This window comes from Saccharothrix sp. HUAS TT1 (assembly GCF_040744945.1).
Taxonomy (GTDB): domain Bacteria; phylum Actinomycetota; class Actinomycetes; order Mycobacteriales; family Pseudonocardiaceae; genus Actinosynnema.
Window position 1 is genome coordinate 3,617,867 of record NZ_CP160453.1, and the last position, 17,448, is coordinate 3,635,314.

11 protein-coding genes are annotated in these 17,448 nt (G+C 73.3%); 4 read left to right on the forward strand and 7 right to left on the reverse strand.

From position 1 onward, the window contains the following. From AB0F89_RS17730 to AB0F89_RS17750, 5 genes are all read right to left on the reverse strand, one after another. Complete coding sequence (locus AB0F89_RS17730) at nt 1-681, reverse strand: hypothetical protein (RefSeq protein WP_367137549.1); 681 nt, start codon at nt 679-681, stop codon at nt 1-3. A 270-nt stretch (nt 682-951) separates the two neighbouring features. Next, entirely contained in the window at nt 952-1,497 is a 546-nt protein-coding gene (locus AB0F89_RS17735; protein ID WP_367137551.1) for a snapalysin family zinc-dependent metalloprotease, read from the reverse strand. Nucleotides 1,498-1,571: 74 nt separating this feature from the next. Continuing rightward, on the reverse strand, nt 1,572-5,000 hold the full coding sequence (locus AB0F89_RS17740; protein WP_367138902.1) for a TM0106 family RecB-like putative nuclease: 3,429 nt from the start codon (nt 4,998-5,000) through the stop codon (nt 1,572-1,574). A gap of 241 nt (nt 5,001-5,241) precedes the next feature. Beyond that, nucleotides 5,242-6,384 (reverse strand): HEXXH motif-containing putative peptide modification protein, encoded by a 1,143-nt coding sequence (locus AB0F89_RS17745; protein WP_367137553.1) that lies wholly within the window; start codon nt 6,382-6,384, stop codon nt 5,242-5,244. Continuing rightward, nucleotides 6,381-7,511, reverse strand: coding sequence for an FxsB family cyclophane-forming radical SAM/SPASM peptide maturase (locus tag AB0F89_RS17750; RefSeq protein WP_367137555.1), 1,131 nt, complete (start codon nt 7,509-7,511; stop codon nt 6,381-6,383). The genes AB0F89_RS17745 and AB0F89_RS17750 overlap by 4 nt, the downstream gene beginning before the upstream one ends. Nucleotides 7,512-7,724: 213 nt before the next feature. On the opposite strand from AB0F89_RS17750, the gene fxsA reads away from it, so the two are divergent. The 4 genes from fxsA (at nt 7,725) to AB0F89_RS17770 (ending at nt 13,929) form a co-directional block, all read left to right on the forward strand. After that, the gene (fxsA, locus tag AB0F89_RS17755; protein ID WP_367137557.1) at nt 7,725-7,892 is read left to right on the forward strand and encodes an FxSxx-COOH cyclophane-containing RiPP peptide; all 168 of its coding nucleotides are present in this window, start codon (nt 7,725-7,727) and stop codon (nt 7,890-7,892) included. A gap of 104 nt (nt 7,893-7,996) precedes the next feature. Then, nucleotides 7,997-11,731 carry an FxSxx-COOH system tetratricopeptide repeat protein gene (gene fxsT / locus AB0F89_RS17760; RefSeq protein ID WP_367137559.1) on the forward strand — a complete coding sequence of 1,245 codons (3,735 nt, stop codon included), beginning with the start codon at nt 7,997-7,999 and terminating at the stop codon, nt 11,729-11,731. A 19-nt stretch (nt 11,732-11,750) separates the two neighbouring features. Beyond that, on the forward strand, nt 11,751-12,713 hold the full coding sequence (locus AB0F89_RS17765; protein ID WP_367137561.1) for a hypothetical protein: 963 nt from the start codon (nt 11,751-11,753) through the stop codon (nt 12,711-12,713). Between the two features lie 40 nt (nt 12,714-12,753). After that, complete coding sequence (locus AB0F89_RS17770; protein WP_367137563.1) at nt 12,754-13,929, forward strand: hypothetical protein; 1,176 nt, start codon at nt 12,754-12,756, stop codon at nt 13,927-13,929. Between the two features lie 114 nt (nt 13,930-14,043). On the opposite strand, the gene AB0F89_RS17775 is transcribed toward AB0F89_RS17770, so the two are convergent. Next, complete coding sequence (locus tag AB0F89_RS17775) at nt 14,044-16,326, reverse strand: hypothetical protein (protein WP_367137565.1); 2,283 nt, start codon at nt 16,324-16,326, stop codon at nt 14,044-14,046. Beyond that, on the reverse strand, nt 16,323-17,294 hold the full coding sequence (locus tag AB0F89_RS17780) for a hypothetical protein (protein WP_367137567.1): 972 nt from the start codon (nt 17,292-17,294) through the stop codon (nt 16,323-16,325). The genes AB0F89_RS17775 and AB0F89_RS17780 overlap by 4 nt, the downstream gene beginning before the upstream one ends. Nucleotides 17,295-17,448: the final 154 nt, after the last annotated feature.

Consider the following 17,448-nt stretch of genomic DNA (forward strand, 5'->3'; position numbering starts at 1 on the left):
CTAGCTGTTCGCCGCGCGCTTGCGCAGCACGATCAGCAGGGCCGCGCCGCCGCCCAGCAGCACGACGCCGATGACCAGCGGGATCGCGATGCTCGCGCCCGTGCTGGCCAGGTCCTCGCCCTTGTCGGCCACCGGCACGACCGCGGCGTCGGTGGTGGTCGTGGTCGCCGGCGTGGACGACACCGAGGTCTCCGGCGAGGTCTCGACCGTGGTCGTGGTGGTCTCGACGGTCGTGGTGGTGGCCTCGACCGTGGTGGTGGTCGTCGTCGCCTCGGTCGTGGTGGTCGTGGTGGTCGTCGTCTCCTCGACGCACGACGGCACGGTGTAGGTGCCCCGGACGGACCAGTTCTTGTTGTTGTTCTCGTCGATCGGGTCGTTCCAGGCCAGGACCTCGTAGGAGTAGACCAGGGCGGTCTTGCTGTCCCGGACGTAGGTCTGGTTGAAGTTCTTGTCGAAAGTGGTGTTCTCGATCTCCTGGCCGTCGAGAGTGATCTTGACCTTGTTCTTCTTGGTGTCGTGCTTGTCGTAGCTCACCAAGTTCACGATCAGCTTGCTCTTCTCGCCCTCGCACCCGGCGCTGAAGTTGGCGTTGTGCGCGGAGGCGGGGACAGCGGCGAAGACGGTCGCGGCGACGGCGGCGACAGCGGCGCCGACCAGGGCACCGACTCTGGCGAACTGCATGTGAGGGCTCCTGAGGGAAGGGCAGAGGAGAACGCGCGTCACCTTATCGGGGGACAGGTCACAGCCTGATCGGGGGTTGGATAACTACTTTCGGCAGAATCGTGACCTAACCGCCCGATCGTCACTCCTCGGAATCCCGACAGGACTCAACGCCTTCGACGCGCCTACCTGGTTCGCACATTGCCGAACCCGAACCGAACCCGAACCCGGAGCCGGAACCGGGCGGTGTGGCGGCCAGGCCGCCTCCGACCACCGCACCGCCCGGTTCGGTCAGCCCCTCGCGTAGACGTCGGTCTTCAGGGGCGTCGAGCCGCTGAAGCCGCCGGCGAAGAGCTGGTTGACCCGGTTCGCCTCCTGGGCGTTCGGGTACGGGTTGCGGCAGGACGTGCCCGCGCTGCCGCCCGACATCAGGTACGAGCAGATGCCGTTGTAGGTGTCGGGCAGGCCGAGGCCGTGCCCGATCTCGTGGGTCACGATCCGCAGCGACGAGTTGCCCGCCGCGACGTCCCGCGCGTCGATGTAGATGGTGGCGCACCCGAGCCCGCAGGGGTAGGCGCGGGAGCCGCCGCCGGTGGTCGCGTAGATCCGGATGGTGGCGCTGCCGCCGCGGACCATCCGCAGGTTCGGCACCCTGGAGTTCCAGATCTGCGCGGCCTGGTCGGCCTCCGCCGAGTAGCCGGAGGCGCTGTAGTAGACCGTCCTGGCCAGGGCCGACGGCGGCGCGGGAGCCGCCGACGCCGGTCCGACCAGGACGGTCCCCACCAGTGCGAGGGTCGTGAACAGCGCCCCGGCCACGAGGCGCAGCGCTTCCTTCATCACACGATCTCCTTCGGTGCAGGGTAGGAAGGTTTTCGTGTGTCACAACGTTAAGAGCAGGTGACCACCGGGCGTCATACGTCTTGGGCATAGACCCCGTCGATGGCCCACCGGCGCGCGTCGGCCAGCAGCCCGATCATCCCGGACACCAGCCGCAGCTGGTCGACGCCGCGGATGTCGGCCTCCACCAGCCGCGGCGAGCACACCACCACCGCCACCGCCTGCGCCCGCGACAGGGCCACGTTCAACCGGTTGCGCGACAGCAGGAAGTCCAGCCCGCGCGGCAGGTCGACCGCCGCCGACGACGTCATGGTGGTGATCACCACCGGCGCCTCCTGGCCCTGGAACCGGTCGACGGTGCCGACCCGCACGTGCTCGAAGCCGTGCTTCTCCAGCTCGCGCCGCACCAGGCGCACCTGGAGGTTGTACGGCGCCACCACCAGGACGTCCGAGTCGTCCAACGCCCGCGCGTTCGGCCCGTCCGTCCACATGCGACCCATCAACGACCGCACCACGCCCACCACCGCCCCCGCCTCCTCGACGGACGACGTGGTGTTGTGCGAGTGGGGCACGGAGTGGACGTACAACCCCGACGGCACGCCGTCGATCCCGCGCTCGGCGGCGCCGGGGTGGGCGTGCAGCAGCCCGGCGTACGACAGGTTCGACACCGGCGCGCACACCGCCGGGTGCATCCGCCGCGTCTGGTCGAGGAAGTAGCCCAGCTCCGGCGGGATCACGTCGGCGTCGCCGATCAGGTGACCCAGCGCCGACGCCTCCGCCCCGGCCGGGTGGGTGCCCTGCACGACCTGGGGCAACTGCTGCGGGTCGCCGAGCAGCACCAGGTTGCGCGCGCACGTCGACACGGCCAGCGCGTCGGCCAGCGCGAACTGCCCGGCCTCGTCCACGATCAGCACGTCGAACGGCTGCTCGCGCAGCGCGGCGTTGGCGAACGTCCACGCCGTGCCGCCGACCAGGTGCCCGCCGCCCTGGTCGTCGCGCCACCGCACCAGCGCCGGGTTGTCGCGCGGCTGCTCCCACGGGCAGTCCTTCGCGGGCGCGCCCTTCGCCCGCTTCGCCGTCGGGATCGCCACGCCCAGCTCGCGGCCCGCCGCCAGGGCCGCGCTCAGCACGTTCTCCACCGCCTTGTGGCTGGTGGACGTCACGCCGACGCTGCGCCCGCCCCGGATCAGGTGCGCGATCAGCCGGCCCGCCAGGTAGGTCTTGCCCGCGCCCGGCGGGCCCTGCACGGCCAGCGTGGAGCCGTCCAGCGCGTCCACCGCCGCGATCACGTCGGCGATCAGGTCGTCACCGCGGGGCAGCGAGCCGGTCCGCAGCCGCGGCGGCGTGCGGCGGACCAGGTCGACGCCGGGGTGCGGCGGCAGCTCGGGCAGGCCGTCCACCACCGCGCGCGCCAGGTCGTACACCGCCTCGTCCTTCGGCGTCGGCCGGACCGGGCTGCCCGGCAGCACCGCCACGGGCTGCTCGCCGTGCACGTCGTCGGGCGCGACGCTCTCCAGCACCACCAGGTCCTCGGCCGACTCGGCCAGCACGACGGCGTCCCGCGTCACGTTCGCGGGCGTGCCGGGGTACAGCAGCCGGACCTGGTCGCCCTTCGCGAACGGGTGCGGCCGGTCCGGGTCGCACCACACCCGCACCTCGCGCTTGGCCTTGCGGACCCGGCCGGACGGCATCGCCCAGTCCTGCGACCGCACCGACACCGGCACCGCGCACGCGCTGTCGGACTCCAGCTCGCTCAGCGGCGCCGCCACCTGCCGGAAGAAGTCCCACCACGCCGGGTTGGTCTCCCGCCGGTGGTAGCCGACGGCGGCGGCCAGCAGCGCCCGCGCCCGCTCGTCGTCGGTCGCGTCCGCCGGGTTGTCCGGCAGGCCCGCCAGCAGCGGGTCGACCACGGCGGCCAGGCGCTCGGCCCGTTCGGCGCGGCGCTGGGCGGCGATCTCGTCCTCGATCTCCGCGGTGAACGACGGCTCGGCCACGTGCGGCTCGATGCCCGCCTCCCGGCGCACCTCCAGCAGGAACCGGTACAGCCGCAGCGTCGAGACGCAGTCGTAGGTGTTGTAGTCGGCGATGCCGGTGAGCACGTCCTCGGCGCGGGCCGGGTCGACGTCGCGCAGCGCCAGGAACTCCTCGTACGCCTCGATGCTGGAGACGGCCGTGGTCACCTCGCCGGCGCGGGCGTCGGGCATGTACAGCGGTTCCAGGTACTTGATCGAGTACGACCGCTGCGACACCCGCAGCGCCTTGCGCACCACGGCGTAGAGGTCGACCAGCGCGCCGGACCGCAGCAGGTGGTCGACGGCGTCCTCACGCGTGCCGTGCAGGGCGGCGAGCTTCTTGAGCGCGTTCACCTCGTACGGCGCGTAGTGGTAGACGTGCGCTTCGGGGTGCTCTTCGAGGGCGCGGGTGGCGAAGTCGACGAACCGCTCGAACGCCGCCTTCTCCTGCGGCCGGGTGTGCGCCCAGAACGGCGTGAACCGCTCGTCGCCGTCGACCACGCCGAACAGGTACTCCAAGCCCTCGCCGTTGAGCGCGAACGGGTCGCCCTCCATGTCGAAGAACAGGTCGCCGGGGCTCGGCACGGGCAGCCCGGCCAGCGCCTCGGGCGCGACGACCTCGTAGGCGACCTTGCCGATCGGGTCGTCCTCGGTGCGCGAGTCGTCCTGGATGACCTGGAGCGCGGCCTGGGCGCGCAGGCCGGTGAACGTCGACGCGGACATCGTCGCCGGGCGGTCGGCGCGGGTGGCGTTGGCCAGGGCGTCGATCGTGCCGAGGCCGGCGGCGGCGAGCTTGCGGCGCTGGTCGGTGCGGATGCCCGCGACCAGGGACAGGTCGCGGTCGGCCTCCCGGCCGGTGGCGCAGTGCCGGCCGAACCGGCAGGTGGCGCAGGCGGGGCGCTCGTCGTCCCACAGGCGTTCCGGCAGGTGGGCGGGTGCGGCGAGGCGGGCCCTGAGCCGGGTCTGGAGGTCGCGGACCAGCGGCAGGAAGTCGGCGACCTGGAACGTCCTGGTCGTGCCGTCGCCGAGCAGGAGGTGCATGCCGGGTCCGGCGTGCCGGCCCAGGGCGTTGGCGTAGGCCGTGAGCTGGACGACGGCGGCCGGGGTGGCATGCCGGGCGAGCTTGGCGTCGTGCGGCTCGTGACCGCGCCCGGTGGCCACGAGGAAGTCCGCGCGCCCGTGGAAGCCGTCGGCGTAGAAGACCGCCTGGTAGATCACCGGCGCCCCGGCCTCGATGGCGGCCCGCGTCTGCGCCGCGGCCTTCGTCAACGCCTCGTGCGTCGGCGCGGGCTGCGCGATCTCCACCACGTCGCCCTCGCGGCGGAACCGCTCCAGCACCGCCAGCTCGTGCGCCACCCCGTGCCGCGTGGCGAGCGTGCTCGGCCGGTCGTCCGGCGCCGGCGCCCCGGCCACCCCCGTGGCCAGCGCCAGCGCCAACCGGCTCCGGTGCTCGCACTCCAGCAGGTCCACCAGGTCCGCGGGGGAGTGCACCAGGTGGCCGTCGGCGGTGAGCATGGCGCGCAGTATCGCCGCCAACCCCACCAACCCCACGCACCACACCCGGCGAGTCGCCACACTGCGCCCCACCACCCACCCCCGAACGGAGAACTCGGGGGTCCCGAGTGTTCGACTCGCGGGCCCTGAACGTACGACTCTCGCGAGAGTCCTACGTTCAGCCCGCGCGAGTCGTACGTTCACGACCACCGTGTCCTACGTTCAGGAGCGGTGAGTTCTACGTTCGGGAGCCGTGGGCGGCTCGCCAGCGGGCCTCGTGGGCGGCGGCTTCGGCGTCGGCGACGGCGATCGCGGCCGGTGGGAGGGGTTCGGCGCACCACGCGCGCAGCACGGTGGCCATCTCGGTGACGAACCGGGCTCCGGTCGGCGTCAGGGCGTCGCTGCCCAACAGGGTCTCCGCCGTGATCAACGCCGCCGAACGCCAGCGCGCGTACTCCGCCTGGGCCGCCGCACCGGGGCGCGACCGCCAGAACCCGGCCACGCCGAGGTGCGCGTAGGTGCCGTGCAGCAGACCGGCCGCCGGTCGCGGGTCCTCCCGCCACGGCGCGTAGAACAACCCGTCCCGCCCCGGCTCCACCAGGGCGAACAGGTCCATCAACGCCACCAGCTTGCTGTGCTGCGCCTCGTGCACGAGCGTCACGGCCAACGTCTCCGCGTCCGGCGCCGGCGACAGGAACACGCAGCCGAACGCGTCCGCCACCGTCGCGCTGCTGGTGCCCGAAGGCGACGACGGCATGGGCGTCACGACCGTCACGACCTCGGCGAACTCTGCCGCGAGCGCCGGGTGGTCCCGGCTCAGCAGCTCCCACGCCGCGCGCAGCGCCGCCCGCCACCCCGCCACGTCGGCCGACCGCGCCACCGGCAGCCCGTCCGGCACCCCGCCACCGGCCCACAGGTCCAGCTGCAGCACGCACCCGCCGAGGTCGACCTCCGGCAACGGCGAGTAGGCCAACCCCGGCCCCACCACCACCCCCAACGACGGCAGCGCGAACACCGGCGCCGGCGGGAACTCCAGGTCCACCGCCACCCCCGCCCGCACCGCGGCCGCCGCGGCCGTGAACGCCAGCTCCGCCGGCCGCGCGTCCTCGCCCCGCCGCATCGCCAACGCCGTCCGCGTCGCCCACGCGCCGACCGACGGGTGGTCCAGCACCCGGTCCACCGCCCCCGGCGCCACCCGCGCCACCTCGCGCAGCAGCGCGAACGCGGGCCGCGCCGCCGGGTCGTCGGCGATCGACCTGATCAGCAGCAACGTCCGGCTGCGCCGCGCCAGCCGCAACGTGCGCACCGCCGACGCCCCGCCACCGCCACGCGCCAGCGCGGCGAAGTCGGCCTCGGGGACCCGGAACGGCGCGACGGTCACGCCAGCGCCGCCAGGTCCGCCGCGACCCGCGACCGCACGTGCCCGATCAGCCGCAGCAGGTCCGGGCAGTACACCGACGGCCGGTCGAACCCCGCGCCCTCCCGGAACCGGTGCGCCCGCAGCCCGCCGCCGCACGCCGACACCACCGGGCACCGGCGGCACTCACCGGACAGCCCCGCCAACCCCGAGCGCCCGGCGCGCACGTCCGGCAGGTCGAGCGCCGCGTCGAACGGGTCGCGCGCCACGTGCAGCCCGGTCGCCGAGGCGTCGGGGGAGGAGGACGCCAGGATGTCGGACACCTCGATCGAACCGTCGGTCTCCACCACCACCTGCGCGGACGGCGTCAACCCGATCCCCTCCACCCCGGACCGCCCGCCCAGCAGCACCGACAGCAGCTCCTCGAACAGCCGCACCCGCGTGCGCGGCTCGGCGTACCAGCGGTCGAACACGGCGATCAGCCACTCCGCGTACGGCGTGGCGGGCGCGCCCGCGACCCGTCCCGGCGGCGGCGCCGACCAGTTGCCGTGCGGCAGCAGGAAATCCACCGCGGGCGGTGAGAGTTCCAGCAACGACTCGTAGGTGCGCACCGGGTCGTCGTCCACGTCCACGACGCACAGCAGACCGCCGTACACCGCCGGGAACGACCGCAACGACGTCAGCGCCGCCCGCACCGCCGCCCAACTCCCGGTGCCGTCCGGCCGCACGCGGTGCCGGTCGTGCGCTTCCGGCGTGCCGTCCACGCTCACCCCGACCCGGACGCCGAGTGCGGAGAACAGCTCCAGGAATTCGCGGTCGAGCAAAGTCGCGTTGGTCTGGACGGTGAACCGCACCACCGCGGGCACCACCGAGCGGAACCGCGACACCAACGACCCGATCGCGGCCCGGCCGGCGAGCAGCGGTTCCCCGCCGTGCAGCACCACTTCCACTTCCGCCAACCCGTGCCCGCGAACGTGTTCCGCCACCCGTTCGGCGGTGTGCGCGACCACGTCGGGCGACATCACCCGCGGCCGGGAACGCCACCGCTGGTCGGCGAGTTCGTAGACGTAGCAGTAGTCGCACGCCAGGTTGCACCGGCTGTGCACCTTGAGCACGAACTGGCGGAACGGCAACCCTTTCCACGAGTTCACGCCACCGACCCCCCGGACATTCCCACCACCGCACCGCCAATCTTTCCCCCAGGAGCAATCAAACACAGCCCGCCGCCCACTACCTCCGCCAATCGGAGGATTCCCCACCACAACCGTTGTCGTTCACTACGATGGGAAGTGCGCTGTCGGCATCGCCGGCAATCAGGCGACTGCGGTAAACCCGCAGCACTGCGGTTAGGGGGTACGTCGGACATGACTGCCGAACCCGTCCTGGAGTCCGAACTCCTGGACGTCACGGGCGTTGACCTGGCCCGGTTGGCCGATCTGCCGGACACCGCGCTGCGCGCCGCGCTGCACCGGATCCTGGCCGAGAACGCCGAACTGCCCACCCGGTTCGCCGCGTTCGAGAGCTCGCTGTGAGCCCGGCGGCCGCCGGGGCCGTTCGGGTGAACCGCGGCTGAGTCGCGGGCGCGCGGCCCGCCTTACCGGTATTCCCAAGTCCTCCGGCCGCTCAGGAGCAGCAGATGAGCACCCCGCGCACCACCTCGGCCCACACCGGCGTCACCGCCTTCCTGTCGGCGACCGGCGGCACCGGCCGCACCAGCGCGGTGGCGAACCTGGCCTGGGCGCTGGCCGCGGCCGGGCAGCGGGTCCTGGTCGTGGACTGGGGCTCGGAGGTGCCGCGGGTGCGCGAGTACCTGGAGCCGTTCCTGGTGGCCCGCCTCGGCCTGCCGGACGCGCTGGGCCGCGGGCTGCTCGCCGCGTACCGCGCGGACCCGCTGCGCGAGGAGGACGCGGCGCCCGCCGTCGAGCGGTTCGCGCCGCCCGCGGGCGACGTCACCGAACCCGGCCACATCGACGTGGTGTCGCCGATGCAGACCGACGCGGCCGGCCGCCCGCAACCCGAGACCAGGCACGGCGACGCGGGCGCGATCGCCGAGCTGCGCTCCCGGCTGACCGAGTCCGACTACGACCAGGTGCTGATCGACGCGCCGACGGGCGCGGGCGACGAGTCGCTGACGCTGATCGCGACGCTGTGCGAGCTGGCCGTGGTGTGCTTCCGGCCGCGACCGCGCGCCATCGCCGACGCGGCGGACCTGGCCGCCCGGCTGCGCAAGCGCGCGCCGATCCGGATCGACGTGGTGCCGGTGGCGACGCTGTTCGACGACGCCGACGAGCAGTCCCGGGCGCAGCGCATCCGGTCCGCGATCCACGCCGCGTTCGCCGAACTGCTGGCGGGCCAGGCGAAGCGGGTGCCGGACGGCGGCACGATCGAGATCCCGTACCGCCCGTTCGACGCGTTCGACCCGCTGCTGGCGATCCTGGTCGAGGAGCCGACCAGCGGCGGCGCGCTGGAGGCCCAGTACGGCAGGCTGGCCGCGGCGGTCACCGACGGCGCGGTGACCGAGGTGTCGCCGGTGTCGCCGGTGCTGCGGTCCCGCTACCGGCGGGTGTTCGGGCTGACGTCGACCACCGAGCCGGACCGGGTGGTCATCGCGTACGCGCCGCGGGACCGGCCCTGGGCCGACTGGGTGCGCGGCCAGCTGGAGCGCGCGGGCGCGGAGGTGCGCCGGCTGGCCGAGGCGGGCGACTGGCTGCGCGCCGACGTGCCGCCGGGCGTGGTGGTGCTGGCGTCGCCGCACCTCGGCCCGGTGGAGCTGCCCGCCCGGCCGCTGACCGCGCTGCGGCTCCAGCTGACCGACGAGGAGCCGGCGCCGGGCGCGCTGTCCGTGCACGACCACACCGCCGAGACGCTGAGCGCCCGGCTGCTCAGCCACTTCGGCCTGATCGACCGGCCCGGCACCGAGCACGAGCCCGGCATGCGGGTGCCCGGCAGCGACCCGAACGTGTTCGACCTGCCGCCGCGCCACCGCGGCTTCGTCGGCCGCGACGAGGACTTGGAGGCGTTGCGGGACAAGTTCGCGGCGGCCGGTGACGCGGGCGCCCTGGTGGTGGTCGACGGCGTGCCCGGCGTCGGCAAGAGCGAGCTGGCGCTGGAGTACGCCTACCGGTTCTCGTCGGACTACGCGGCGGTGTGGTGGCTGTCCGCGCACGACCGGCAGTCGCTGCTGACCGGCCTGGCGGCGCTGGCGGCCCGGCTGCGCCAGCCCGGCTCGACCGACTACGGCACGCTGTCCGCGCTGGAGCGGCTGTCGGACGACCCGGTGTACGCGCGGTTCCTGCTGGTCTACGACAACGTCGACGACCCGTCCGTGGTCGACGGCCTGCTGCCGTCCGGCGTCACCGGGCACGTGCTGGTCACCTCCCGGCCGACGGCCGGGCGGGCCGTCGAGCTGGTGCCGATGCGCGCCGACGACAGCGCGCGGCTGCTGCTGGAGCGCGTGCCCGGCCTGACCGCGGACGACGCGCGGCGGGTCGCGGACACCGTCGACCACCTGCCGCTGGCGCTGGACCTGGCGTCGTCCTGGCTCGGCGAGACGGCGCGGACCGAGGTCGGCGCGGGCTCCCGCGACACCGACGCGGCGTCGTGGGCGACGCGCACGCTGTTCGAACGGCTCGGCCGGTCGGAGCTGACCGGTGTGGCCCGGGTGGTCGACGTGGCCGTGGACGCGTTGCGGGACAACGCGACCGGCCGGTTGGCCGTGCTGGTGGCCGAGCTGTGCGCGTTCCTGTCGCCGGAGGGCGCGGACCTGGGGCTGGTGCGCTCGCCCGCGTTCCTCGGCCGGGTGGTCGAGGCGGGCGGCGTCGACGCCGAGCCGTTGCGGCTGGACGCCGCCGAGATCGACCGGGTGCTCTGGTACGGCGCGCGGTACGGGCTGTTCCGCGTCGACTGGGGCGACCAGTACTCGTTACGCCTGCACCGCGTGGTGCAGCGCGCGCTGCGCGACCGCATGTCCCCGACCGAGCGGGAGGAGCGGCAGACCGCCGTGCTGCGCGCGCTGGCCGCGTTGGCGCCGACCGAGGTGGAGGGCAACTCGCCGACCAGGCGCGCCCGGTTCGCCGAGCTGCAGAAGCACGTGCTGCCGTCCGGCGCGCTGGCCAGCGGCGACCTGGAGGTGCGCCGCTGGCTGGTCAACCAGGTGCGGTTCCTGTTCACCGACGGCGGCGCGGGCGTGCGGCGGGCCGCGCTGGAACCGGGGCACGCGCTGCTGGACGCGTGGACCCTGAGGTTCGGCACGGCCGACCCGCTGCGCAACCGGCTGGCCACCGAGCTGGCCAACGTGCACCGCGTGCTCGGCGACCCGACCTCGGCGCTGCGGCTGGACGACCTGGCGCTGGCCCAGCAGCGGCGCGCGCTGGACCTGACCCACCCGCGGCCGCTGATCACCGCCCGCGGCCGGGGCGGCGACCTGCGCGGGCTCGGCCTGTTCTCCGAGGCGCTGGCCGAGGACCAGGCCACCTGGGAGGGCCTGCGCTCGGTGCTCGGCGAGGACCACCCGGACACCCGCAGCGCGGCCAACAACCTGGCGTCGTCGATGTTCCTGTCCGGTGACGCGGCGGGCGCGCTGGCCCTGGAGGAGGACAACTACCGCCGCCGGCGGCGGCTGTTCGGCACCGGCGACGTGCGCACGTGGACGACGCTCGCGCAGATCGGGCTCTACCAGCGGGAGCTGGGCCGCTACCCGGAGGCGCTGGACTCGCTGCTGTTCGCGTCGCAGCAGCTGCAGACGCTGCGGCACGAGCTGAACCAGGTGCAGATCGGCGTGCAGTGGAACCGCGCCATCGCGCTGCGGCTGGTCGGCCGGGCCAAGGAGGCCAAGGAGCGCACCGGCATCGCGCTGCGCGACTACCGCGAAGTCCTCGGCAAGCACCACCCGTACACGCTGGGCTGCGCGTTGAGCTTCTCCGCCGACCACCGCCGCGTCGGCGTCGACCCGCAGTGGGCGGTGGAGCTCGCGCGCACCGCGTGGCTCGGCTTTCAGGAGTACGTCGGGCTGCGCGACGACCACCCGTTCATCGCGCTGTGCAAGCTCGGCCTCGGCCTGGCGCTGCGGTCGGCGGGCGACGCGGACGGCGCGGTCAGCCTCGTGCGGGACGCGACGCGGACGTTGCGCTCGCGGCTCGGCGACACGCACCCGTGGACGCTGGCGGCGGCCGTGGACGAGGCGCGGGTGCTCGCCGCGGCGGGCGAGGCGGACCGGGCGGCCGAACTGATCGCCGAGGCGCACACCGACTGCGTCGAGTTCCTGGGGCACGATCACCCCCACACCGTCGCGGCGGCGCACAACCTGCGGCTCGCGGCGCACCCCACCGACCAGCACTGGCGGGAGTGCGATGTCGACGTCCCGCACACGTGAGCGCGCAGGAAGGACCGGCGTGGAGCTGCACGAGGAGCAGGCCGAGCACGTCGGCCCGGAGTTCGACCTGACCAGGCAGGCGTGCCGCGACGCCGTCGAGCGGAGCCCCGCGCTGCACTACCTCGCGCACTACAGCAGCGGCGTCTTCGACTTCGGCGTCGACGCCCTCGGCGAGCCCGCCGCCGAACCGGGCGCGCTGCCCGGCGGCAGCAGGCGCGAGGAGCTGAAGCGGCTCGGCAGGCACCTGACGTTCCAGGTCGCCACGCTGGACCGGGCGCTGCAGGAGGTGCGCACCGGCCGGCTCATCCGGACCGTGCTGCACACCGAGGAGGGCGCGCTGTTCTGCGACTCCGTCGTGCCGACCGAGCACGTGGTCGGCCTGGTGCTCGACCACGCGGGCGCCGGGCCGCTGTTCGGGCACCCCGCGGTGGACGAGGCGGACCGGGCGGTGGCCGAGCTCGCCACCCTGCTGCGCCGCCAGCTCAGCCTCGGCTCGCTCAACCCGGGTGGCTGGGAGAGCGCCGAACCGGTCGCGCCGCTGGAGGTGGAGCAGGAGGCGCAGCCGCACGTGACGGCGGGGGACGGGCCGCTGACCGCGTGCCTGGCGGCGGTGCGGGCGCAGGACCTGCACCTGGTCGCGCACGTCGTCGCGGGCGAGGTGCGGGCGATGGTCGACTGCCTCGGCGACCCGTCGCTGGCGCCGTTCTTCAAGCAGATCACGGTGGACGCGCGCCGCCGGTTCTACCAGGGGTTCGTCCAGGAGTTGGGCGCCGTGACGACGAAGCTGAACCGGGCGGTCAACCCGGTCGTCGGCGGGCTGCTGGAACGGCTGGTGCTGGACGTCGAGATGGGCGCGATCTACTACTACCGCCTTCGCGCGGGGGAATACCTCGTCGGCGTGACGATCGACCAGGCGCGGGTGCGGGCGGCGGATGATCGAATGTCCGAATTGACCGTGGAACTCACTCCAATCGGTCCTTGAACAGCGGCTCACCCCTACCTACCGTGGAATGGTGACGCCCGTGACGCGTTCGGCCGCGCTGCTGTCGGCTCTCGGCGCGGGCTGGCTCGCCGCGTGGCAGTTCGGACTACGTGATGTCGACCAGTCGCCGGTGTACGGGTTCTTCATCACCGCGCTGCTCGGATTCGGTTTGTACGCGAGCACCAGTGGAATCGTCATCGCGGAATTCCGCGCACAATTGCGCACGGTCGTGCTCGCGGTCACGCTCGGTGTGCTGGCGAAGGTCGCGCTGATCTTCGGCGTGGTGTTCCTGGTGTTCCGCGACGCGAACCACCTGATCCTGGCCGTGGCGGTGGCGCAGATCGACCCGCTGTCGGTGGCCGCGATGCGGGCCAAGTCCCGGATGTCGGACTCGGCGAAGGCGCTGCTGTCGGCGTGGGCGTCGTTCGACGACCCGATCACCGTGCTGCTGACCGTGTACATCACCTCGTTCGCGCTCCGGGGCGGCGCGGTGGGCGGGGTCGGGTCGTTCGCGGTCAACCTCGTGCTGAACCTGGCGCTGGCCGGGGTGGCGTACATGCTGTGGACGCTGGTGCGCGGGCGCGTGCGGCGGGCCGAGGCGGGTGGGCGCGCGGTCCGGTACGCGGTGCGCGCGGTGATGGTGGTGGCCGTGCTCGCGGTCGGGTTCGTCGCCGTGCAGCACGCGCTGCTGCTGGCGTTGGCGCTGCTGGGGCTGTTCTTCCGGCCGAACCTCGGCCGGTGGGTGGACGGGCTGGCCGAGGCGGGCATGTTCCTGGCGATCGCGGCGGTGGGCCTGGTGCTGGCCGCCGAGTTCAGCTGGGCGCTGGCCGGTGTCGGCGCGGTGCTCGGCCTGGCGGCGTACGGCGCGCAGGCCGTGGTGGCGTTCGGGCTGACGGCGCCGAAGCGGTGGCGCGGCGACCGGGTGCGGCTGGCGCTGGGCCAGCAGAACGGCCTGACCGCGATCATCCTGGCGCTGCTGCTGGAACCGGCGTTCCCGGGCTCGATCGCCGTGGTCGCGCCCGCCGTCGTCGTGGTGAACCTGCTGCACGCCGTGGCCAACGGCGCCTACGACCGCCTGGCCACCCCGCTGCCGCCACCGGCGCCGCGCAAGCCGACCCCGCCACCCCGCAAGCCCCTGCCGAAGCCGGTGCGCCTGCCCGCCAACCCCGCCACCGAACCCCAGGTCGCCACCTACCGCCTCAAGCGCACCCCCTGACCTCCCGCTCCACCCCTCGAACGCACGACACACACCCCCCGAACGCACGACTCTCGCGAGAGTCCTACGTTCACGTCGCGAGAGTCCTACGTTCGGGACCGGTGAGTTGAACGTTCAGGTGTGGTACGAGCGGAAGACGGCGCGGCGGACGCGGGGGCTCAGGTTGCGCAGGGCCTCGTGCACGCGGCCGCGGCGCGAGCCCTGGTTGACCTCGGCCACCAGGCTGCCCGCCCGCGCCGACCACGGCGGCAGCTTGAACAGCGGGTCCAGCGAGAACAGCGGCAGGAACTCCACGATCCCGTCGTAGGTGCCGCACAGCTCGTCCAGCCGGTCCTCGGCGTCGGCGTCGTCGGACGACTGGTACCACTGCGCCACCGCGGTCCGGAACGCCTGCACGGCCTTGCGCATGAACACCGCCTGCGTCGCCGCCCGGGTGAACTCCGGCATCCGCAGCCGCCGGTGCACCGCCTCCTGCGTCCCGGTCAACGCGTGGTCGAACGCCTCCTCGAACATCACGTCGACCTGCGTCAGGTCCTCCAACGCGTCCAGCGCGTCCCGGAACAGCCGCTCCACCTCGCCGGGCAGCCTGCTCGCCGCCGCCTCCGCGCGCGTCGGCAGCCCGCCCGCCATCGCGCCGAGCTGCCGCTGGATCGCGCCGAGCTGCCGGTCCGACGACGCCCGCACGCCGTCCATGTGCTCGGCCAGCTGCTCGATGAACGCGTAGATGCTCGACTGCTGCCGGGTCAGCTGCTCCATCCGCACCCGCAGCGCGGACAGCGGGTCCGCGTCGCCGCCCAACCGCCGCCCCGTCGCGCCCACCAGCGCCTTGAAGTCGTCGGCGAACGTCCGGTCCACGTACACCAGGGGCTCGCGGCCGAGCAGTTCCCGCAACTGGATCGCCACGCCGTCCGCGACCACGCCGTTGACCAGCAGGATCAGCTCGGCGTCCGGCTCGGCCTCGCGCACCGCCGAGATCCGCCGCATCACCGAGCCGACGTCGGTGTTGTCCAGCAGCGACCGGGTGACGAGCACGGCGCACCCGCCGTCGTGGTCGGGGAAGGTGACCCAGAAGTCCGCCAGCGACTCCTCGCCGACGCCGAGCAGGTGCCGCTGGTGGTAGTCCAGGCCGTTGGCGTCGAGCAGCCTGCGCACCACGCCCTCGACGTCGTCCGAGCTGAGCGACCCGAACAGGTCGCGCGCCGCCTGCCGCACCATGTCCTCGGTGACCGCGAACTCGTGGCCGGGCGTGCGGGACGTGTCGTCGGCCATCCGGAACACCCGGTGGCACAGCCGGATCACGTTGCGCGCGTTGCCCCGGGCGACGTCCCGCAGGTACCGCGCGGTGTCGACGGTGAACGGCGCGAGCTGCCGCGCGCCGAACACCTGCTCCTGCGCCAGCGCGATGAACTCGCGCACCTCGGCCTGGCTCAGCCCGGCCATCACCACCGTGTACGGGATGCGCTGGCGCACCGCCGGCGGCAGCACGGACTTGAAGTCGGGCAGCCCGCACAGCACCAGGCACGCGCCGGCCTTGGCGAACACCTGCAGCAGCGTCTGGAACGCGGCCATCGTTCTGGCCTGCGGTCGGCTGTCCGCCGAGAAGATCTTGTCCAGCTCGTCCACGGCCAGCACGAACCGCCGCTGCCTGCCGCCGAACAGCAGGGCGAACACGCCCATCGCCTCCAGCGCGGCCACCTCGGTGTCGATCGGCGTGACGATGCCCCGCTCCACCAGGACCTGGTCCGGCGCGCCGCCGAGCAGCCACGACCACACCGAGTGCTCGAACCCCGGTCGCAGCAGCAGCGTGAGCGCGGTGCCGAAGTCCTTGTTGTTGGTGACCTCGCGCAGCGTGTCCTGGACCTTGCGCAGCAGCGCGCTCTCCATCAGGCCCAGCCGCTCCACGACCTCCTGCGGCTCCAGCTGCCTGCTGCCCAGCCACTCCAGCATGTCGCTGGTCAGACCGCTGCTCTGGAGCGAGTCGGCGACGATGTCCGCGTAGTACTCGCTGACCTGCGCGCGCACACCCTCGCGGCCGAGCTTCTGCATGAACCGCCGGTACAGCTCGATGAAGCTCTCCGCGGTCGCGTCCAGGTACAGCGCGTGCGACGGGTCGGCCAGCACCTCCCTGGCGTGCCGGACCAGCCGCACCGCGAGGTGGGTCTTGCCGGTGCCGTAGTCGCCGAGCACGGCCACCACGGTGCCGGTGCGGTCCCGCCCGGCGCGCGCGGGCGGCGCGTCCAGGTAGGCGGTGAGGTGCGCGAGCGCCTGCCGCGTCGCGTCGGTGGTGATCGCCACGTCGACCGCGTCCGGGTCGGCGTCGAAGTCCGTGATCCGGGCGACCGCCATCGGCGAGAAGGGGTTCTTCCGCGGGGGCGGGAGATCGCTGCTACCGCTCATGGCCCATTCCCCAGTCCATTCCGGGACTTCGTGTTCAGGAAAGCTCTGATGTCCTCGACGGTCACCAGATCGGCTTCGGTGTAGCTTAGCCCCGAGCCGAGTCGGTGCTGAAATGTTCCGTGCAGGTACCGCTGCAACATGGCGACCGTCTGGCAGAGTTTCGCCACCAATTCCATAGCGTCATCACTCATCCGTGGATAAATGCCCACGTCCGTGTGACGGGACAGCCGGTCCTTGGTGAATCGTTCGGCGTCTCCGGGGTGGAGCGAACCCAGCTGCAACGTGATCGGCGGCACCCAGGCTTCCAACTGCCGCAGGAGGTCCGCCACCTCATCCGTGCCCAAGTACGCCGATTCGGTCAGGAACAGCACTTTCGCGCTACTGAGCACGCGCGCGTAGCGGATGACCTCGTCCACCAGCTCGTTCGGGCTGGGTAACAGCACGACCAGCGCGATGTCGGCGCGCAGCGCCCGGCCCAGCCGCGGGAACACCCGGCGCGGCACGTCGCGGGCGCCCGCCAGCCGGTCCTCGTTCTCCGGCCGCAGCGCGCCGTGGTCGACCAGCTCGTCGAACATCTGGTCGCACACCAGGGCGGTGCGCTGGTCGATGGACAGCTCCTGGTCGGTCGGCAGGCAGCCGGTCAAGTCCAGCACGACGCCGCGCAGGCCGAGCCCGGCCAGTTCCGCGACGACCCAGTCCGCGCACCGGTTGACCAGCGCCGTCTTGCCGCAGCCGGACTCGCCGGTGACCAGCGCCAGCCGGCCGTACTCCAGCAGGCCGGTCAGGTCGCCCATCTCCTGCCGGAACTTGTCGAACGCGCCCTCGGCGTTGTCGACGGGCACGTAGTACGAGCGGTGCGCGGGCCGGTGCCACGGGCGCAGCGGGCGCATCGGCGTGCCCTCCCACCCCGGCAGCGGGAACGGGTTGACCGGTTCGCGGGGCGCGGTCACCACGACGACCCCGCGCACTGCGGGTGATGATCGCCGCGAACGGGTGCCACCCGAACGCGCGAACGCGGTGCAACCACCGGCAACACCGCCCCGGTCACGCGCGGCAGCGCGGCGGCTCGACCGGCCCGCCCGCGGTCCATGCCCACCCCCGTCGCCTCGCGGCGGCCTGCGG